The sequence below is a fragment of the Nitrosomonas sp. H1_AOB3 genome, from assembly GCF_015709435.1.
Taxonomy (GTDB): Bacteria; Pseudomonadota; Gammaproteobacteria; order Burkholderiales; family Nitrosomonadaceae; genus Nitrosomonas; species Nitrosomonas europaea.
Map to the genome: position 1 here is coordinate 334428 of NZ_CP054389.1, position 20231 is coordinate 354658.

16 protein-coding genes are annotated in these 20231 nt (G+C 52.4%); 5 read left to right on the plus strand and 11 right to left on the minus strand.

What is annotated here, in order from left to right:
• Positions 1-11 precede the first annotated feature (11 nt).
• Genes HRU73_RS01640 through HRU73_RS01655 form a run of 4 tightly spaced genes read left to right on the plus strand, consistent with a single transcriptional unit; the run spans position 12 to position 5504 of the window.
• Entirely contained in the window at positions 12-1013 is a 1002-nt protein-coding gene (locus tag HRU73_RS01640) for a PilW family protein (RefSeq protein ID WP_287399179.1), read from the plus strand.
• A gap of 10 nt (positions 1014-1023) precedes the next feature.
• Complete coding sequence (locus tag HRU73_RS01645; protein ID WP_287399180.1) at positions 1024-1596, plus strand: pilus assembly PilX family protein; 573 nt, start codon at positions 1024-1026, stop codon at positions 1594-1596.
• 15 nt (positions 1597-1611) lie between these two features.
• Entirely contained in the window at positions 1612-5067 is a 3456-nt protein-coding gene (locus HRU73_RS01650; RefSeq protein WP_287399181.1) for a pilus assembly protein, read from the plus strand.
• A 17-nt stretch (positions 5068-5084) separates the two neighbouring features.
• Positions 5085-5504 (plus strand): type IV pilin protein, encoded by a 420-nt coding sequence (locus tag HRU73_RS01655; RefSeq protein WP_276679298.1) that lies wholly within the window; start codon positions 5085-5087, stop codon positions 5502-5504.
• Between the two features lie 75 nt (positions 5505-5579).
• Here the strand turns inward: HRU73_RS01655 and ppx are convergent, their stop codons facing one another.
• From ppx to rpiA, 3 genes are all read right to left on the minus strand, one after another.
• Positions 5580-7115, minus strand: coding sequence for an exopolyphosphatase (gene ppx, locus HRU73_RS01660; protein WP_287399183.1), 1536 nt, complete (start codon positions 7113-7115; stop codon positions 5580-5582).
• Between the two features lie 24 nt (positions 7116-7139).
• On the minus strand, positions 7140-7847 hold the full coding sequence (gene phoU / locus HRU73_RS01665; protein ID WP_011112296.1) for a phosphate signaling complex protein PhoU: 708 nt from the start codon (positions 7845-7847) through the stop codon (positions 7140-7142).
• 144 nt (positions 7848-7991) lie between these two features.
• Positions 7992-8651 (minus strand): ribose-5-phosphate isomerase RpiA, encoded by a 660-nt coding sequence (rpiA, locus tag HRU73_RS01670; RefSeq protein WP_011112295.1) that lies wholly within the window; start codon positions 8649-8651, stop codon positions 7992-7994.
• Between the two features lie 491 nt (positions 8652-9142).
• On the opposite strand from rpiA, the gene mutL reads away from it, so the two are divergent.
• Positions 9143-10957: a DNA mismatch repair endonuclease MutL gene (gene mutL / locus HRU73_RS01675; RefSeq protein ID WP_287399184.1), complete on the plus strand. Its 1815-nt coding sequence runs from the start codon at positions 9143-9145 to the stop codon at positions 10955-10957.
• A 176-nt stretch (positions 10958-11133) separates the two neighbouring features.
• Here mutL and HRU73_RS01680 read toward each other — a convergent pair whose 3' ends face one another.
• From HRU73_RS01680 to clpS, 8 genes are all read right to left on the minus strand, one after another.
• On the minus strand, positions 11134-11766 hold the full coding sequence (locus tag HRU73_RS01680; protein WP_276677371.1) for a response regulator: 633 nt from the start codon (positions 11764-11766) through the stop codon (positions 11134-11136).
• A gap of 19 nt (positions 11767-11785) precedes the next feature.
• Positions 11786-13282: a hybrid sensor histidine kinase/response regulator gene (locus HRU73_RS01685; RefSeq protein ID WP_287399185.1), complete on the minus strand. Its 1497-nt coding sequence runs from the start codon at positions 13280-13282 to the stop codon at positions 11786-11788.
• Between the two features lie 285 nt (positions 13283-13567).
• A complete protein-coding gene (locus tag HRU73_RS01690) occupies positions 13568-14383 on the minus strand; it encodes an ABC transporter ATP-binding protein (protein ID WP_287399186.1) in 816 nt (271 codons plus the stop codon).
• 5 nt (positions 14384-14388) lie between these two features.
• Positions 14389-15225: an ABC transporter permease gene (locus tag HRU73_RS01695; RefSeq protein ID WP_287399187.1), complete on the minus strand. Its 837-nt coding sequence runs from the start codon at positions 15223-15225 to the stop codon at positions 14389-14391.
• A 4-nt stretch (positions 15226-15229) separates the two neighbouring features.
• Positions 15230-16306, minus strand: coding sequence for an ABC transporter substrate-binding protein (locus HRU73_RS01700; protein ID WP_287399189.1), 1077 nt, complete (start codon positions 16304-16306; stop codon positions 15230-15232).
• A gap of 322 nt (positions 16307-16628) precedes the next feature.
• Positions 16629-17291: an orotate phosphoribosyltransferase gene (gene pyrE / locus HRU73_RS01705; protein WP_287399190.1), complete on the minus strand. Its 663-nt coding sequence runs from the start codon at positions 17289-17291 to the stop codon at positions 16629-16631.
• Between the two features lie 18 nt (positions 17292-17309).
• A complete protein-coding gene (clpA, locus tag HRU73_RS01710) occupies positions 17310-19580 on the minus strand; it encodes an ATP-dependent Clp protease ATP-binding subunit ClpA (protein ID WP_281871817.1) in 2271 nt (756 codons plus the stop codon).
• Between the two features lies 1 nt (position 19581).
• Entirely contained in the window at positions 19582-19893 is a 312-nt protein-coding gene (gene clpS, locus HRU73_RS01715; protein ID WP_011112286.1) for an ATP-dependent Clp protease adapter ClpS, read from the minus strand.
• Positions 19894-20231: the final 338 nt, after the last annotated feature.

Sequence of the window (20231 nt, forward strand, 5' to 3'; positions counted from 1 at the left end):
TCATGGAAAGCATGCGGGGAAATCACACATTCAGCCGGAATCAGCAGGGCTTGACGCTGGTGGAAATGATGGTCGCCATGACTATCGGACTGGTGCTGCTGGGCGGAATAATAACCGTACTGTCTTCCAGCCAGAATACTTACCGTGTCAATGAAGCGATGGCAAGGCTGCAGGAAAATGCCCGTTACGCCTTTCAACTCTTGTCCCGCGACATTCGTATGGCAGGGTACCGGGGATGCGCAGGTGATGGTGTTGCGGTAACCAATGTTCTGGAAGACGCTACAGGATTCCTGTGGAGGCTCGACCAGTCTCTGGAAGGATTTGAAGCCGGTGCAAATGGCTGGGCACCCGCCCTGCCATCTGAAGTGACCTCTCCGCAGGGGAGCCGGGATGTCATTGTAGTGAGAGGGGTGGAGGGGATTGGCGCCAATGTACTTTCACACCCGTCAGATTCTGCCGGTTTGAATATCCCGTCCGGTAGCGGATTGCAGGCCGATGATGCTGTTCTGGTAAGTAACTGCCAGGGGGCCGCCATTTTCCAGGTTACCGGTATCAGTACCTCAGGCGGTCAGGACACCATAGAACACGATGGTGGAGCCGGTAAGCCCAATTCCACGGCCGCACTGGGGCGGACTTTTACCGGTGGAGAAATAGCGCGTATTGGCACAAGGATTTATTACATTCGGCTGAATCCTCGTGGAATTCCTGCGCTTTACTGGAGAAGCGGAGGAAATATCGAAGAACTGGTCGAGGGCATAGAGAATATGCAGATCCAGTACGGTGAGGATACTGATGGAGATCGGGCAGCCGATATTTACCGCACAGCGGATCAGGTAGCCGACTGGGAAGCTGTGGTCAGTGTGCGCATCGATCTGCTGGTGCAATCCGTGGAAGATGGTATTGCCAGCCAGCCGCAGGCCTATACATTCAATGGTGCAGCAGTAGTGCCTGCTGACCGGCGGCTGCGCCAGGTATTTTCTACCGTGATTTCGTTGCGCAACCGTGCTTCCTGAGAGGAACAATATGGATTCGATTCTTCCATCAGACTCTGGCGACACTAAACGACATCCTTCCAGTGTTCGCAATGATGGGGGAAGCATTGTCTCCCGGCAGCGGGGTGCCGTGCTAGTGACCGGGCTGATCTTTCTGATCATCTTCACGCTGATGGGTACAACCGCCATGCAGGGGACGCTGCTGGAAGAAAGAATGGCTGGCAATCTGCGCGATGAGACGCTTGCTTTCCAGGCGGCAGAAGCCGCCCTGCGATCGGGTGAGCGTTTCCTTGAGCAAGTCACTCTTCCGGAATTCAACGGCTCGGATGGGTTGTACCACCACGCAGATTTCCCGGTACCCGATCCCGTCAACTGGCAGGACTGGGAAACCAGTGGCAAAACGATCGATGTCACCATGGATGGCGTAGCCATCCAGCCTCGCTACGTGGTCGAGCAACTTCCCAATGTTCCATTGATGGGGGACAGTGGTAGTGCCCAGCAATCCGGTTCATCACTGAACGCGAGCATGTTTCGCATCATTGCCCGCGGAGTGGGAGGAAATGATGCAACGATGGTGGTGTTGCAGAGTACCTATCGGAGATGAGAAAAGGAGTCTGAAATGAAAACCGGCTATATCATATCGGCTATCCGGAGGGCGGTATTGCTGCTCGTTCTGATGCCATTACCTGTTCAGGCGGCTTTATCGTTGTCTGATGTGCCACTGTTTCTGACGACCGCGGTCGATCCCAACATCATTTTCACGCTGGATGATTCCGGATCGATGCAGTTCGAAATCATGCCAGAAGGATTGATTACAAAAGATGTACGCTTTGTTTATCCCGTTAGAACGGGCACTTATGGGGGAAATACCTACAGTAACTATGTGGTTGGTTTTGATGCAAATAATGGCTATACGGCTAAATTACGTTCTAGTCATGTCAATAAAATTTACTACAACCCGGAGGTGCGCTACCTGCCATGGAGCAAAGCGGATGGATCCTTGATGGATAATGCCAGTGTTACGTGTGCACCGCATAATCCATGGCTCATCTCTAGTAAAAATGATCCTACCACACACTGTCGTAACTTAACCACGAACAATACACAAAGTGCGACTTGGCTCAATAATGATGGTACGTTGACGACTATAGCCTCAGGAAAAGATAAGGGTAAAGTAACAACCGAGTCTCGAACATTTTATCCGGCGGTTTATTTCCAATATAAGGGAAGCGGTAGCATTGATTCAGCCAGCAGCTATACACAGGTTGAAATCAAATCCGGCAAGACCTATACCGGGGGGCCTGGCCGTACCGATTGTGCAGCCGCATCGACGTGTACCTACGACGAGGAAATTCAGAATTTCGCCAACTGGTACACCTATTACCGTTCCCGTGTGTTGTTGGCGCGAGCGGGGGTCGGCCGTGCGTTTGCAGCACAGGGTAGCAACATGCGTGTTGCGTTCGGCGCGATCAATAAGGGAAGTACTACCATAGATGGTAAATCCACCAGTACGCTCATCACCGGTGTCAGGCAGTTTTCCGGATCTGATCGAACCAATTTTTTCGATAAATTGTATCAGCACACTGTTTCTAATAATGGTACGCCACTACTTGCGGCGACGGATGGTGTCGGCAAATACCTGATGCGCGAAGATGACGAAGGGCCATGGAGTGATACGCCGGGGCAGAGTGGCGGTGTTCAACCCATATGCCGACAGAATTATCATATTCTGATGACGGATGGTTACTGGAGCGATTCATCATTTTCCGGATCGGGCAATTCAGATAATGCCAATGGTGAAAAACATATCAACCATTTTCCCAATGCCACCCCTGCGACTTATCAGTACAAACCGGTATTACCCTACTCAGATAAATACAGTGATACCCTCGCTGATGTAGCGATGCATTACTGGAAAACTGATCTGCGTTCTAATCTGGCCAATAAGGTGCCGACCAATGCCAGGGATCCGGCTTTCTGGCAGCACATGGTAAGTTTTACAGTTGGGCTGGGAGTTGAAGGTACGTTGTCCAGTTTGCCAGGCAGCTCTGGCGGACCGACAGGCTGGCCTGATCCTACAAAAAGTGAAGCTGCGAAGATCGATGATCTCTGGCATGCTGCTGTCAACAGCCGGGGTGAGTTTTTCAGTGCGCAGGACCCGGTTACCTTTGCCAGCGGGCTGAGCAGTGCGCTCAATAATATGACTGCCAGAATCAGCTCTGCCGCTGCGGTAACAACCAATACCAGCCGGCTCAACACCGGTGCACAGATCTATCAGGCGAAATTCAACAGTGCGGACTGGAGCGGACAACTGCTGGCGTTCAATCTGGAATCCGACGGATCGCTGGGGGAATTGCAGTGGGAAGCTTCTTCACAGCTGCCGGAGCATACCGACCGGTCGATTTTTACGCATAACGGGACGAGTGGTCTGGCATTCGCTGTCGCTAATTTTTCCTCACTTTCCACAGCACAGCAGGCGGCGCTGGATAAGAATATATCAGGCGTCGATGACGGGCAGGGGATGGCTCGTATCGGATGGCTGCGGGGCGATAAAAGTGGTGAAATCAGTCAGGGAGGGAGTTTCCGCAACCGTAATAACGGGGTGCTGGGCGATATTGTCAACTCGGATCTGCTGTATATCAAATCGCTGGATTTCAGCTACGATTCCCTGCCGGCTGCAACGCCGGGGCAGGCGTCCTATCATAGTTACAGACAATCGAACAACAGTCGTACCCCGGTGGTTTATACCGGGGCAAATGATGGCATGCTGCATGCGTTTAATGCTGAGATGGGTGTGGAGTTGTTTGCTTACGTTCCGGCAGCCGTTTACTCCGGGCTGAACCGTCTGACTGCTTCCAGCTATACCCACCGTTATTTTGTTGATGGCAATGCTTATGTCGGCGACGCCTACATGGGTGCGACACCTGCCTGGAAAACAGTGTTGCTGGGAACGCTGGGGGGGGGTGGTAAGAGTGTATTTGCGCTGGATATTACTGATCCGGTCAATTTTTCCGAATCGGATGTTCTGTGGGAATTTACCGATGCTGATTTGGGTTATGTGCATGGCCAGGCAAAAATTGCACGGTTGAATGATGGCTCCTGGGCAGCGATCATCGGTAATGGCTATAACGGTAACAGTGATCGGGCTTGGCTGTTCATCGTCGACCTGCAGACGGGAGCGCTGATCAAAAAAATTCCGACTAGTACCAGTACAAATAACGGTCTTTCCACTCCGGCGCTGGTCGATACCAATGGCGACAAGATTATCGATATTGTTTATGCGGGTGATTTGCGGGGAAATGTGTGGAAGTTTGATCTATCACAATCCGATTCTACCCAATGGGATGTAGCATATAAATCTGGCAGTGCCAGTGTGCCGCTCTTTACTGCCAGAAATGCCAGCAATCAGGCGCAACCGATTACTTCGCCACTGGAAGTGGGTTACCACAAACAGGGGGGGTATATGATTTTCTTTGGTACTGGTCAGTTTGTCGCTGAAAGTGATAAAACCGACAAGAAGGTGCAAAGCCTGTATGGGATCTGGGACAAAGGCAGCTCGATTGCAGAAACAAATCGCAGTGTGCTGCAGCAACAAACCATTACGGCTGAAACAGTCATCCCGCCTTTTGAGCGTACTGTATCCGATCATTCAGTCGACTGGTCGACCAAACGCGGCTGGTATATCGATCTGCTGCAGCCACCGGAAGGGACGCAGCAGGGTGAGCGTTCAGTCATCATGCCCATGCTGAATTTCGGGCGCATTATTTTCACCACGTTGATTCCTTCCATCGATCCATGTGAAGCAGGCGGGCGCAACTGGCTGATGCTGCTGGACGCTGAAACTGGCGGAATGATGCCCAAACCACAGTTCGATACCAATGGTGACGGTAAGCTGAACAGTACTGATCGGGTGATTGCCGCAGTGGGGTCAGACGGAATTCGCAGTGAATCGGTAGCTATCAGTGCCGGCAGTCTGACGCACCTGATTGCAGCCACAACGACCGGAGCGGTTGAGAAGGTAACGATCAGCAACGGTGCTCCGCCACCGCGCCGGTCCTGGAAACAGCTACAGTGAGCAGGAGGTTCAGTTAAATGAGCAGGACTCGGATATATACAGGAAACAGTGGATTTACGCTGATCGAAGTGATGGTGGTCGTGGCGATTGTCGGGATTCTGGCGGCCATTGCCTATCCGTCTTATCAGGAACATGTACGCCGTGCCAATCGAGCTGAGGCCAGGGGTATCCTGCTGGAAATGGCGCAATTACTCGAACGAAATTATACCGAAGCCAACAGCTACGAAAATTTTGTGCTGCCAGTTTCGCAGTCACCCAGAACGGGTACTGCAAGATATACTGTCCAGTTTTCTGCAGATACACTTACCCGCAATACCTACACGCTGGAAGCTGTTCCGGAAGGTTCCATGGCAGGGGATGCCTGCGGGACACTGACGCTGACCCAGACGGGTGTCAGGGGTTCAGATGGGGTTGTTGCCGAATGCTGGCAGCGATAGGTCTTAGGGAACCTCTGATCGATCATCACGATTTTGCCTGCAATGCGGCTCATGGAGAGCTTGACCAGAGATTCCTTAGGCCGCGCCGGATTTGGTGCGACGACCATCCACCCGGTTCTCGATACGAAAATCGATATCCACTTTAGCCCACGTCTCGGTTTCATTATTCAGCAGTGTGCCGGTCAGCGGGTTGCGTTCGAGCCACGCCTGTGGGATAAGCAGCGTGCAGCGTTTCCCGTCCATGGAGAGTGTCATGTCCGGGAGATTGATATGCGTGCGGCTGCGGTAAAAAATAGTGGCGATACGCAAGGCGATCGAGCGGGCAAAGTTGACGGGCTGGCTGAGGAAGTCCCGGGTTTTGACAAGTGAACCGTGATGCGAAAGTACCAGCTGGCTCAACTGGGACTGCTCCATTTTGGAAAAACCGGGGATATCGGCATTGTCGAGAATATAAGCGGAGTGCTTGTGGTAACCGGTATGAGCTACTGAAATGCCGATTTCATGTAAACGTGCCGCCCAGGAGAGCAGTTTCAGTGCATCTTCCACTTTTTCCGTATCAGGATGGTCGGCGAGGAGCTGTTTGCCGAGCGTAACCGCGAGTGATTCGATACGGGCCGCTTGTACCGGATCCACCCGGTAGCGCTGCATGAATTCCTGTACAGATATTTCACGTGTGTCTTCCTTGTGGAAGCGCCCCAGCATATCGTAGAGCACGCCTTCGCGTAGTGCGCCGGTGGCAATCGCCATGTGGTCGATATTCAGTTCCGTGAAAACGGCTGACATGATGGCAAATCCGCCCGCGATGATCGCTTTACGGGCAGGATTCAATCCCGTGATTTCCAGCTTTTTGATATCACCGGTTTTGAGCAGGAATTCACGCAATTTTTCCAATCCTGCAAGCGTGATGACTTCCTCGTTGTTGCCATTGTTATAGCCGTTCAATGTGAGGATATGGGCCAGTGCACGCGCAGTTCCGGAAGAGCCGTAAGCTTTTTGCCAGTGGGATGAGGAAAATTCGGCTGCAATGGCCTGTATTTCAGTGCGTGCTGCCAGCTCGGCCTGTTTCAGTGATCCTTTGGTAATTTTTCCGTCAGGAAAAAAGTGCAGGCTGTGGTTGATACAGCCTACGGGAAGGCTTTCCAGTTTGTTGGATTTCAGTCGGTTACCAATGATCAGCTCGGTCGATCCCCCACCGATATCGACTACGAGCAGGTGGTTATCAGAGATCGGCAGACTGTGCACGACGCCGAGATAAATCAGCCGTGCTTCTTCATGTCCGGCAATGATCTCGATCGGAAAGCCCAGGGCACTTTCAGCTTTGCGGAGAAAATCCGCAGCATTCCTGGCGACACGCAGCGAGTTCGTTCCCACCACTCTGACTGCATGATGCGGGAATCCGCGCAAGCGCTGACCGAATCGCTCCAGACAGGCCAGTGCACGATTCTGTGATGCTTCATCCAGAATCTGATCATCGGACAGTCCCGCTGCGAGCTGTACCATTTCCTTCAGACTGTCCAGCAGATAAAGCTGCTTTTCCGCTATTCTGGCAACCTGCAGGTGAAAGCTGTTGGAGCCCAGATCGACCGCTGCCAGCGTAGAGTATTCATGCATAATTTCCGGTTTTCCCCAGACTGTTTACTTGCCTACTTCACGCTCGATTTCATCTGCCGATACATGGCGAACATCTTTGCCCTTGACCATGTAGACCACATACTCCGACATGTTTTTGGCATGATCGCCGATACGTTCGACAGCCTTGGCTGCAAACAGTATCTCGATCGCGGTTGAAATTTTGCGCGGATCTTCCATCATGAACGTGACCAGATGCCGTATGATCGAGCGGAATTCCTCATCCACCTGTTCATCCTGGCGAACGATTTCTGCCGATGCGTTCGGATCCACCCGGGCGAAGGCATCCAGCGCCTTGCGCAACATGTCCATGGCAATGGCCGCAATATGCCGTATTTCGACGAAACGCGGCGTATACATGCGATCCGCTGCGTAAATCAGTTTTGCCATACGGGCGATTTTCGCTGCTTCATCACCGATTCTTTCCAGATCAGTAATAGTGTTGATGACGGTCATGATCATGCGCAGATCGATGGCGGTCGGCTGCCTGCGCACGATAATCTGGGAGCAGAGTTCGTCGATTTTCACTTCCATGGCATTGACGCGATGATCATTGTCGATCACCTGTTCGATCATGTGCTCATTGCCCTCAGTCAGTGCCTCGATCGCATTCTTGATCTGTTCCTCGACCAGCCCGCCCATTTGCAGGACACGGGTACGGATTTCTTCGAGATCAGCATCGAATTTTTTTGAGAAATGTTCTTTATTGACCATGTTGTGCATCCTGGAAAGAGATAGTCGCGTAATTTTATACGTCAATGATGATGATCTGATGACAGGCAGAGCGCCGTGCCGGGGATGCTGCGATTGACGGGCTGATTACCCTGCCAGAATGAGGTAGAGCAATCAGCCTTGCATCTATACTGTAATGGTCTCCACTCCCTGGTCGGTACCCATCAGCAGCACGTTGGCCGCTCGTCTGGCAAACAGACCGTTCGTCACTACCCCTGCAATCTGGTTGAGGGCAGTTTCCAGTTCAACCGGATTCATGATATTCAGGTTATGGACATCGAGAATGATATTGCCGTTGTCGGTAGTAAATCCCTGACGCCAGGCCGGTTGTCCACCCAGTAATGTGATTTCCCGGGCGACATAGCTGCGTGCCATCGGGATGACTTCTACTGGCAGTGGAAATTTTCCCAGTACCTTGACCAGCTTGCTCTGGTCAGCAATACAGATGAATTTACGTGCAACAGCCGCTACGATTTTTTCACGTGTCAGCGCACCACCGCCTCCTTTGATCATGTGCATATTCCGGGTGATTTCATCTGCACCATCGATATACACCGGGAGTTCGCCGACGGAATTGAGATCCAGAACCTCGATGCCGTGTTGCTTCAGACGGTTTGCAGTAACCTCGGAGCTTGCTACGGCGCCTTCAATCCTGTGTTTGATCTTAGCCAGCTCATCGATAAAAAGATTGGCGGTCGATCCTGTTCCGATGCCGATGATTTCACCTGTCGGCACATACTGCAGGGCTGCTTGTGCCACTGCCCGTTTCTGCTCGTCTTGTGTCATGATGGTCTTAAATATTTTGTTCTTGAAATTCATTATTGCTGCAATCGAGCCAAATTTCCGGGATAGTGCTATTTTTGCGATAACCTGCCGGTATCAGTCAAATACCACACTCTCCCCCACCTGCTCAGCCTAAAGCGTACCATAACTTGAAGCCGGTATAATGCTGATTCAGTGAGGGAACCTCTGATTAAGTCCCACATGGCCGCACACTGTGTTTTGCGGATGGAATGCAAGGCGAGTGAGGCAGTGAATGGTTGGCCCCTTCACAACGAGCTCAACACTGCAGTCCGTTTGCAAAACCAGTGCCCCAAAGGGTTGCGGCAAAATCATGCGCTCGCTATGTCGCACTCCTCGGCATCGTAGAATAGCTACGACCTTCGTTGTGCTCCTTGCGATCATCACGATTTTGCTTGCAATGCGGCTCATGGAGAACTTGATCAGAGGTTCCTGAGTCCTTTGCAGGTTTCCATTACCCCGCTCCCGATTCCCAAATGAGACCAATCAGATTACTTCCCGATGGATTGATCAGCCAGATAGCCGCAGGAGAAGTCATCGAACGTCCGGCTTCAGTATTGAAAGAGTTACTGGAGAACGCCATCGATGCGGGTGCGACTGACATATCGGTCAACATCGCCCAGGGTGGGTTGAAACTGATTCGTGTGACCGATAACGGTGAAGGTATATCAGGAGAAGAGCTGCCTCTTGCCCTGACACGCCATGCAACCAGCAAAATTGCCAGTCAGGAGGATTTGTACAGAATCACCAGCCTGGGATTCCGGGGAGAAGGGCTGGCCAGTATTGCATCGGTTTCGAATTTATTGCTCATCAGCCACCAGCCGGGTGGCAAGCATGCCTGGCAGATACGCAGCGAAGGCATACGGGTCATGCAACCGGAACCCTCATCACACGCGGTGGGTACTACAGTTGAAGTCCGGGATCTGTTTTTCAATCTTCCCGCCCGGCGCAAATTTCTCAAAACTGAAACCACGGAATTTGCCCACTGTGAGGAAATCATCCGCAGGATGGCGCTGTCCCATGCCGGTATTGCCTTCACGTTGCGGCACAACGGAAATCTGCGCGGCCACTGGCAATCGGCAGAGGCTGCTGGTCGCATAAAAGCAGTGCTTGGTGAGGAATTCACCCGATCGGCGGCATGGATCGATGAACGATCAGCCGGTATCGGGCTGCAGGGTATGCTGGCGTTGCCAGCGTATTCACGCGCTGCACGTGACATGCAGTATTTCTTTGTCAATGGGCGTTTCGTGCGCGACAAGCTGATTACCCATGCCTTGCGCGAAGCCTACCGTGATGTGCTGCACCTGGATCGTCACGCTGCTTTCGTGCTGTATCTGGACATCGATCCTGAACAGGTGGATGTCAACGTACACCCGACCAAAACCGAAATCCGTTTTCGTGAAGCGCGGGCAATACACCAGTTTATTTACCATGGTGTCAGCAAGGCACTGTCCTCACCCCGTTCCGGTACGGAATCATTGCAGTCGTCATCACAGCTCATGGCAGATGACATTGTGCCGCCTGCTGAAAAGCGGATACCTGACGCGCCGATGTTGAACTACCCCAGACAAACAGGGTTTTCATCAGAAATGATTGCGCAGCCTTTCAATTTTTATCAGGTTTTATCCGGTAGCGAATCTGATTCCACTGCCATGCAGAACCCATTTCGTCAAACCGGAGCAGGGGAGAGCAATGAGCATCCGGCACTGCCTCCGCTGGGTTTTGCCCTGGGACAGCTTCATGGTGTTTATATTCTGGCGCAGAACCGGAAAGGGCTGGTGATCGTGGATATGCACGCGGCACATGAACGCATCGTCTACGAACAATTGAAGTTGCAGATGGATGAGCAGACGCTGTCCGCACAACGGTTGCTGATTCCGGTGACATTTCACGCGGATAGCCTCGATATTGCCACGGCCGAGGAGAATCAGTCGCTGTTGCAGCAACTGGGTTTCGAAGTGACCGTATTGACGGCCACTACACTGGCCGTGCGTGCGCTACCGGCCATTCTGCAGGGTGCCGATGCGGAAAAGCTGGTGTGCGACCTGCTGGATGAAATCAGAAACGGAGATCCTGACCAGCTACTTGCTGCCCGCCGCAACGAATTACTGGCAACCATGGCTTGCCATGGCGCCGTTCGTGCCAATCGTCCACTGACGCTGATCGAAATGAATGAACTGCTGCGCAAAATGGAAGTAACCGAACGTTCAGATCAGTGCAACCACGGTCGGCCGACGTGGTTTGAAATCAGCCTGGCTGAACTGGACAAAATGTTCATGCGCGGGAAATAGCTGCCTGCCAGATGAAATCAGATCCTAATCCCGATTGCCCAGAGTAGGTGTGGTGCATTGCGGAGATAGATTTTGGGTTGTGTAGCTTGTGAGGATAAGGTTCCGGGTTGATACAGATGGCAAAGGAATAACCGCTTCATTCAAAAAATAATCAACTGCGGGATACAGAAAAACGGTCAATCGACCAGATGGTGCATGATGGCGTAGCGGATTAGTTCACTGTTGTTGGTAAGCTTGAGTTTTTCCAGCAGCCGGGCACGATAGACGCTGACGGTTTTCGGGCTCAGGCACATTTCCTCTGAAATCTCGGTCAATCCCTTGCCGGCGGCAATCAGACATAACGTCTGGTATTCCCGGTCGGATAAGGAAGTATGCAGTGGCTGATCCGTATCGGTAGCAATCGCATTCGCCAGTTCCATTGCCAGCGCGGGTGTAATGTATTTCTGGCCGGATGCTACCTGGCGGATCGCGACGACCAGTTGTGCCGGTGCGCTTTGCTTATTCAGATAACCGGCTGCACCCGCTTTGAGTGCCCGGATTGCAAACTCGTTTTCATTGTGCATGCTCAACATCAGCACTGCCAAGTCCGGACACTCCTTCCTGGCTTGTTTGAGCACTTCGATCCCGTTCCGGTCTGGCAGTGAGATATCCAGCAGCATCACATCAAACGCCTGCTGACGTATGATCCTGATGGCCTGAATGCCATTTTCCGCCTCCCCGGTCACGCTGATATCACCGGTCTCACTCAAAATCTGCTTGAGCCCCTGGCGCACAATTGCATGATCATCAGTGATCATCACTTTTATCATAACCTCACTCCCATGCGCCTCAGTTCAACCTCGATTCCCGGCCGACTGTCGACTGACCATTGACCGGAATCCGGATCAGCACCTCGGTTCCCGCCAAAGGTCCGCCCTGGATATGAAACTGCCCGCCAAGCTGCTGACAGCGCTCGCGCATACTGCGTATACCGAACGAGTTTACCTTTTCCATGTCCGGACTCGTAATGCCGCAGCCATTGTCTGTTACTTCCAGATAGACCTGACTGCCTGTTTCAGCCAGTTTTACCCGTACTTCCGATGCATTTGCGTGCTTGGCGATATTGGTCAGTGCTTCCTGGAAAATCCGGAAAATCGCCACGGCCAGATCACCATCCAGCGAGATATCTTCATAATCACACGCTACAGTACAGGAAACGCCGGTACGCTGATTGAACTCCCGTGCCTGCCATTGCACTGCAGCCACAATTCCGCAATCGAGCACTCCCGGTCGCAGATCGAGCGCAATCCGGCGTGTGCTGTCGATTACCATATCGACCAGCGACTCTACCGCCTCGGCCTTGTTGCGATAAAACTCGGGCGTACGACTGGAATTATCCAGACAAGGTACCAGCTCACACTTGATTGCTGTCAAGGTTCCGCCGATATCATCGTGAATCTCGCGGGCAATTCGTGTCCGTTCCTGCTCCTTCGCCTTTTGTGAATAAGCCGAGAGCTCCTCCAGTTGCGCGCGCGAACGGGCGATTTCCAGTTCGATCTGCTTATTGCGCGTGATATTCAGCATAATCCCATCCCACAGCACCGCTCCACGTGGTGTTCGGCGTGGCGTAGCTCGCAGGCTGATCCACTTGACATCCATATCCCCTTTTGCCTGGATACGTCCTTCCCAGTTCCATGCTGAGAGATGTTCACACGAATCCTGCAACGATTGATCGTAACTTGCGACATCTGTCGCCACGATCAACCTGGCAAATGAGTTCGGTTTTTTCTGCAGATAATCGGGAGAAAGCCCGAGCAATGACCTGGAACCCTCGCTGACATAAGGAAAAAAAACGCTGCCATCCGATTCCAGTACAAACTGAAACACCAGTCCAGGCAGATTGGAAGCAATGGCACGGAAACGAGCCTCACTTCTTTCCAGTGCCAACTGCGCTTCACGCAAGTCCCGTAAATGCCCGATATACCGCTGACATCCCCGGATTGTCGCCATCAGTTGTACCGGATCAGACTTCAGCAGTACATCCTGTACCCCCGCAGCAATCAAATGTGCCGCGGCCTGCTCATCCTGCCGGGAAACCAGCGCAATTACCGGCACATCCAGCCCCAGCCTCGCCAGTAAACCCAGCACCTGTGCCGCGCTCAGATCCGGCCGGTCATCTGTCAGCACCAGATCCCATTCCTGCTGTTGCAACCTCCCCGGCAGCATATCTGCCATCGCTACACAATCCACTTTGGCTGACAATCCCCCTTGCTCCAATAAATCACGCAGCCCCCCGGCTTCCGCTGCCGAATATCCGACCATCAGAATTGCAAGTGCCCCAACCATATCTCTAGCCCCTTACCCGCCACCTGACCGGTAACCATTCCTCACCTTAACCGTCCCCTTATTAATTTTCTCCGATGTGGGAACAAGTAATTTGTAACAGTGATCATGGTCCACCGGGCAAGTGTAACACCGTAGCGTTTTTGTGAGTCACGTAGCAGACCTTCAGCCGTGAGCTGCGAACAAAGTGTAGTGAGTGGTGGGCAGTGTGATTCAGTACTTGCACCAGGACAAAAACCACTGTTTTTACAAGTCACGCGGTGGCATGGCATTCAGTTTTTGTGCCGGTTATTTTTGTTGATCAGTTGATTCGAGGGTGGGGTCGTGTTCTGCCAAGAGGGTTTCGTGTTCCAGGAATCGATCGAGTTGCTGCTGGATAGCGCGGAAAGCCGGATCTTCCGGGTTGCGGGGGCGAGTGAGTTCAATATCCATGATTTCGGCAATGTGCCCCCGGGGAGAAGAGGCCATGAGGGCAATGCGGTCTGCCAGCATGAGTGCTTCGTGCAGGTCATGGGTGATCATCAGTATGGTGGCAGTAGAATCGTTCCAGACACGCAGCAGGTAACGCTGCATCATCCGGCGGGTTTGCATGTCCAGTGCGGAGAAGGGTTCATCCAGCAGCAGCAGCCGCGGCTTTGTAGCGATGGTTCTCGCCAGGGCGATACGCTGGCGCATGCCGCCGGAAAGTTGTGAAGGCTTGTGGCCGGAAAAGGATTCCAGTCCGACCTGTTTGAGATACTGTCGTGCGTGTTCCTGAGCATCGGCTTTTGCCATTCCCTGATTGCGCAAGGGAAAGGCGACGTTTTCTTCTGCCGTCATCCACGGGAACAGGTTGTGGGTCTGAAAAATCAGCGCAGTTGCGGGAGCCGGGCCCTGCAGTATCTGATTGTCGTAGCTGATGCTGCCCTGATCCGGTAAATCCAGCCCTGCAGCCAGGTTGAGCAGAGTGGTTTTTCCGCATCCACTACGACCGAGCAGTACAGTCAGACTGCCTGGTTCTATGGTCAGGCTGTCTGCTTCGACTGAAACGGTGTTGCCGAAGGATTTACGGATGTTGCTGAATTCCAGCCGGGCGCCGACTGAATGAGTGGCTATATCATTCATGGAGTTTACTGTACCCATTGCAGCAGTCTGGCGTTTGCCAGCAGTAACAGGCGGTCGATGGCAAAGCCGATGAAACCGATGGCGAGAATACCGATCATCACCAGTTTCATGTTATACATCTGTTGTGCCATGATGATCATGTAACCGAGGCCGGAGTTGATACCGGCCATTTCTCCCGCCAGAACAGCCATCCATGCGCCGAAGAAGGACATGCGAATGGCAGTCATGGCACCGGGGGTAATGGCGGGCAGTCGCACGTGCCACCACATTCTCATGCGTGAAGTACCGAGGTTGCGGGCAATTTTCAGGTATTCAGCCGGAATACCATCCAGCGCAGCGATCAGCGATAGGGACATCGTTCCGAGTACCGCCATGAATACGATGAATACCGCAGCCTGACCGCCGATACCGATAACGGCGATGGTGAAGGGAATCCAGGCAACCGGAGCGATAGGGGCGAGTGACTGGACAATCGGCAGAACTAGCCGCCGCAGGAGAGGCAGTTCGATGACCATGACGGCCAGACAGGATGAGACCAGAAGCCCGGCCAGCATACCGATGCCGACACGTGCAAGGGTGATGGCAGTGGCTTCGAACAGCCCGGTTCTCTGCTGACCGAAACCGATGCTGATATTGCCGGAGAAGGCATAGGGAATGGTTTCGCTGGGAGGAGGCAGGATTTGCGGATTCAGCCACTCCATATAAGAACCCAGCTCCCAGAGCAGGATGATCAGCAGCCAGGCCAGGCAGAACCAGAGTAAGTTTGACCGGAGAATCAGAAGGACGAATCGGCTGATCAGTGTGATCTGCCGGTCGGGCCTGTCTGTGGAATGGGGCTGCATCGTGTCAGGCTGGCTGGTATTTCAGATCCAGAACAGTGTCGATGACATTCGGTTTGAGATAACCCAGTTCGGCCAGATATTTTGCGCCCTGGCGCAGTCCGCCAATTCCCGCCTGGCTGATGACCGGGTTGGGGAACTGGCGTTTGAGTGCAACCGCTAAAATCGGCCGCGGTACGCCATAGATAGGTTGTAAATCATTCAGTACCGCCTCGTAATCTTCGCTAAAGGCACGGGCGGATTCCTGCAGTACCTTGAGGTAAGTTTTCAGTACGTCACGCTGCCGATCGATGGTGTGGAGTTTGGTACTGACAACACAATCTGCCGCTTCAGGTCCCCAGACCGAGTTTGAATCCGTCAGATAAACCGCTCCCTGTTCAGCGACGACATGTTCGGCGTAAGGCTGTGCCAGTGTGCAGACATCCAGCGCCTTGTTGGCGATGGCTTCTCCCATTCCAACCATACTTGGGAAGAAGGTCATGCGGTAGTCGTCATAGGATTTGCCATGCTGCGACATCGTGCCGTATCCGACCAATTCCAGCGTATCCAGCCGCAAGGTTCCCACACGCAGTCCTTTGCCGGCGGCATCGATGAATTCTTCTACTGATTTGACCGAGCCATTGCGTGCGACCAGCTCGATCCCGGCCTGGCCTGAGCCACCGATGATGCGCAAATCGGTGGTGCCGGCAGTGTAAGCGGCTGCGGTCATGGTCCACGGGCTATGGATCAGTTCGAGATTGTTGGAGACCAGTGCCTGCATGGAATCGGCAGGGCTGTTGAATTGTGTCAGCACGACATTCAGCCCTGCCTTGCCAAACATGCCTCTTACTTTTGCCAGTAACAGATGAGAAACACAGCCTGCCGGTAAATGACCGACACGAATGGCGATACCGCCCGCAGCGGCTTCTGCACGTGTGGCCGTGGCCAGCAGTCCTGCTCCGGCAGCAGTAACGTAGAACATTCCGCATCCGCAGGTGCACAGAAACCGGCGTCTTGCCGGGATGAACAGCGTATTGTCCGTTCGTGCGACTGCCGGAGCAGTAGTATTCCTTTTAGTCAGATGGCCAATGATGTTTTTGATCATGACTGGGGATTCTCCATAAAAGTAGACTGATCATTCTCAGAAACGGATATTGTAATCGGAATTACCTGAAAAGCCAGCAGCATGAAGCAATCCGGCAGCAGCGGTTGGTGACAAAGGTACCGAGCCGTTACCCGTCACACCTTGTTCGCGATTCGCGATTGAAGATCCGCTGCAGCTTCCTCGCAATCGGGGGGGCTCGGTGTCGTTCGTGAAGATGAAATTTCGGGTGGCGCAGCTTGTGAAGAAAAATGGAGCTGTGCGGATTGCAAAAATGTGGTGGATAGGGGTCTGTCATCAGACAGAGGTACTTCTGCCTGTGTGGTTATCGGTTAACGGTATCCGGTACCTTTGCGCCGTAGAAGGTACGATAGGTTTCTATCGCCGGGATATGGTGGACAAGGTCTTGCCGGGTGTGCAAATAAGCGACGATGTCGTCCAGCGTGATCAGGGAGATGACCGGTATATCATATTTATTTTTAATTTCCTGCAGCGTGGAGCATTCGCTTTTACCCTTTTCCATGCGATCGAGTGCGACCATGATGCCGCACGGGGTGGCACCGGCTGCGTGAATGAGTGTGATGGACTCCCCGACAGACAAACCCGCTGATACGACATCGTCAACGATCAGGATACGTCCGGCCAGTGGAGCACCCACGATGTTGCCTCCTTCTCCATGATCTTTGATTTCCTTGCGATTGAAGCTGAAGGGATGATTATGTCCGACCTCGGCAAGTGCGATGGCAATGGTACTGACTAACGGAATGCCTTTATAGGCCGGCCCGAACAGAGCATCGAAACGAATTCCGGAAGCAAGGATGGCCTGTGCGTAGAACTGGCCAAGTTGCTTCAGTGCAAAGCCATCATTGAACAGGCCGGCATTGAAGAAGTAGGGCGAGGGCCGGCCTGCTTTGGTTCTGAAATTGCCGAAGCGCAGTACGTCATACTGGAGGGCAAAATCAATGAATCGCCACTGGAAATCTGACATGGGTATAGATTATATATTTCAGGAAATGGCGGGCGACGCAATGTTTTCCTTGTCCTCGAATGTGAGACGGGCTTTGCCATCTTCGTCAATATCCACGGTTACTTTACCGCCATTGGCCAGATGGCCGAACAGCAGTTCATCAGCGAGTGCCCGGCGGATGATATCCTGAATAAGTCTTGCCATGGGACGGGCGCCCATCAGCGGATCAAATCCGTGGCGAGCGAGGTATTTACGCAAATTATCGGTAAATGTGACATCCACTTTCTTTTCTTGTAACTGTGTTTCGAGTTCGATCAGGAACTTGTCGACGACGCGCAATATGATATCTTCAGTCAGTGACGTGAACGAGATGATTGCATCCAGACGGTTGCGGAATTCGGGGGTGAACAGTCGTTTTATTTCGACCATTTCATCTCCGGATTTGGTATGTTCGGTAAACCCGATCGATGTTCTGGTGAGCACATCGGCACCCGCATTCGTGGTCATGATGATGATGACGTTACGGAAATCGGCTTTGCGTCCGCTGTTGTCCGTCAACGTTCCATAATCCATGATCTGGAGCATGACGTTGAAAATATCGGGATGTGCTTTTTCAATTTCATCGAACAGCAGTACAGCGTGCGGTTGCTTGATGATGGTCTCGGTCAGCAGACCACCCTGATCGAATCCGACATATCCTGGTGGCGCACCGATCAATCTTGAAACGGCATGGCGTTCCATGTATTCGGACATATCAAAGCGATGCAGCGGGATTCCCAGTGTATAGGCGAGCTGACGCGCAACTTCAGTTTTTCCCACGCCGGTGGGTCCGGAAAACAGGAAGGAACCGATAGGTTTGCAGGCATTTCCCAGACCGCTGCGCGCCATTTTGATGGCAGATGTGAGCGCATCAATGGCTGCATCCTGCCCGAAAACGATGGCTTTGAGGTCGCGATCCAGTGTCTTGAGTTTGTTGCGGTCGTCGCTGGATACGTTTTGTGGCGGTATCCGCGCAATTCCGGCGATGACCTGTTCGATTTCCTGGCGGCCGATAATTTTGCGCTGTCTGGATTTGGGCAGTATGCGCTGTGCTGCGCCAGCTTCATCGATGACATCGATTGCTTTGTCCGGCAAATGGCGGTCGTTGATGAAACGCGCTGATAATTCAGCTGCGGCTGTCAGTGCAACCTCGGTGTATTTGACGTTGTGATGTTTTTCGTAACGGGATTTCAAGCCGCGCAGAATTTCCACGGTTTCACCGATATCAGGCTCGGAGACATCGATTTTCTGAAAGCGCCGGGATAAAGCGTGATCTTTCTCAAAAACTCCGCGGTATTCGTTGTAGGTGGTGGCACCGATACATTTCAACCGGCCCGAGCTGAGTGCGGGTTTGAGCAGGTTGGATGCATCCAGCGTTCCACCCGATGCGGCACCGGCACCGATCAGGGTATGAATTTCATCGATGAACAAAATGGCTTTGGGGTTATCGGTAAGCTGTTTCAATACGACTTTCAGCCGCTGTTCAAAATCACCGCGGTATTTTGTTCCGGCCAGCAATGCACCCATATCCAAGGCATAAACCTGGTGATTGGCAAGCACATCCGGCACTCGGTTTTCAGTAATCCTTCTGGCCAGTCCTTCAGCAATGGCGGTTTTCCCTACCCCTGCCTCACCCACCAGCAGGGGGTTGTTTTTGCGACGGCGGCATAGTGTCTGGATGACGCGCTCGACTTCCTTTTCACGTCCAATCAGGGGGTCTATCCGGTTGGCGATTGCCTGGCTGTTCAGGTTGACAGTGTAATTTTCCAGTGTACTGCCTGAATCCTGCTGTTCACCATCAGCATTTTCCTCATTTTTTTCGGATTCACTGCTTTGCGCAGCCTTGCCTATCTTGTGGGAAATATAATTCACCACATCCAGCCGTGTTACCCCCCTTTGCTGCAGAAAATAAACCGCATGTGAATCTTTCTCACCAAAAATCGCAACCAGAACATTGGCACCGGTTACTTCTTTCTTGCCGGAAGACTGGACATGAAGAATGGCTCTCTGAATCACTCGCTGAAAACCCAGGGTGGGCTGGGTGTCAACATCTTCAGAACCTTCGACAACCGGAGTGTGACGGGCGATATGATCCTGCAGGGATTTGCGCAAATCTTCGATATCGACTGTACAGGCGACCAGCACTTTCGCAGCACTGGGATTATCCAGTAATGCCAGTAACAGATGCTCAACCGTGATGAATTCGTGGCGTTTCTGCCGTGATTCGACGAAAGCCATATGCAAACTTACTTCCAGTTCTTGCGCAATCATATTATTCCTTCTCCATCACACACATGAGCGGATGCTGATTTTGTCTTGAAAAATCATTGACCTGCTGTACTTTTGTCACTGCGATGTCACTGGGGTAGATTCCACAGATTCCCGCACCTTCGATATGAATTTTCAACATGACCTTGGTTGCCATTTCTTCATTCATGAGAAAGAAATGGCGCAATACCTTTACCACGAAATCCATAGGCGTGAAATCATCATTGATCAGTATCACCTTGTATAGAGGGGGCGGATTCAACCTGGCTCTGCCCTTTTCGATGATACTTTCAGGATTCCGGTAATCTGCTGCCATGGCTTACATTTTCCGATGTTTCATATGTCTTATTTTATAAGAAAAATATTTATTAGTACTTACTTCCATTAATTCTAACCGCTAATCCAGCTCACTCGGCATTTACGGCTGGTTTATCTCCCGAAGCCATAAGGGTCGATTACGACAAGGCCCTGGTTTTTCTTGAGCAGTTGGTTGGACATTGAGCAGTTGGTTGGACAGTTAGCTGCCGTATTTTCCATCAGCAAGGATTTGACAGATCACATCCATCGCTTGACTTGAGACATATTTTGCGTAAAACTGCAACCGGCGTTTGGCTTCAAGTTTTCTGCAGCACTGGTTAGAGCCGTTTGCGGTCT

Bases quoted from the DNA above. Each gene is read 5' to 3' on its own strand.
- HRU73_RS01690 (WP_287399186.1), bottom strand. From the start codon at position 14,383: ATGAATGATATAGCCACTCATTCAGTCGGCGCCCGGCTGGAATTCAGC.
- mutL (WP_287399184.1), top strand. From the start codon at position 9,143: ATGAGACCAATCAGATTACTTCCCGATGGATTGATCAGCCAGATAGCC.
- HRU73_RS01680 (WP_276677371.1), bottom strand. From the start codon at position 11,766: ATGATAAAAGTGATGATCACTGATGATCATGCAATTGTGCGCCAGGGG.
- rpiA (WP_011112295.1), bottom strand. From the start codon at position 8,651: ATGACACAAGACGAGCAGAAACGGGCAGTGGCACAAGCAGCCCTGCAG.
- pyrE (WP_287399190.1), bottom strand. From the start codon at position 17,291: ATGTCAGATTTCCAGTGGCGATTCATTGATTTTGCCCTCCAGTATGAC.
- ppx (WP_287399183.1), bottom strand. From the start codon at position 7,115: ATGCATGAATACTCTACGCTGGCAGCGGTCGATCTGGGCTCCAACAGC.
- clpA (WP_281871817.1), bottom strand. From the start codon at position 19,580: ATGATTGCGCAAGAACTGGAAGTAAGTTTGCATATGGCTTTCGTCGAA.
- HRU73_RS01645 (WP_287399180.1), top strand. From the start codon at position 1,024: ATGGATTCGATTCTTCCATCAGACTCTGGCGACACTAAACGACATCCT.
- HRU73_RS01655 (WP_276679298.1), top strand. From the start codon at position 5,085: ATGAGCAGGACTCGGATATATACAGGAAACAGTGGATTTACGCTGATC.
- clpS (WP_011112286.1), bottom strand. From the start codon at position 19,893: ATGGCAGCAGATTACCGGAATCCTGAAAGTATCATCGAAAAGGGCAGA.
- phoU (WP_011112296.1), bottom strand. From the start codon at position 7,847: ATGGTCAATAAAGAACATTTCTCAAAAAAATTCGATGCTGATCTCGAA.
- HRU73_RS01685 (WP_287399185.1), bottom strand. From the start codon at position 13,282: ATGGTTGGGGCACTTGCAATTCTGATGGTCGGATATTCGGCAGCGGAA.
- HRU73_RS01650 (WP_287399181.1), top strand. From the start codon at position 1,612: ATGAAAACCGGCTATATCATATCGGCTATCCGGAGGGCGGTATTGCTG.
- HRU73_RS01695 (WP_287399187.1), bottom strand. From the start codon at position 15,225: ATGCAGCCCCATTCCACAGACAGGCCCGACCGGCAGATCACACTGATC.
- HRU73_RS01700 (WP_287399189.1), bottom strand. From the start codon at position 16,306: ATGATCAAAAACATCATTGGCCATCTGACTAAAAGGAATACTACTGCT.
- HRU73_RS01640 (WP_287399179.1), top strand. From the start codon at position 12: ATGCGGGGAAATCACACATTCAGCCGGAATCAGCAGGGCTTGACGCTG.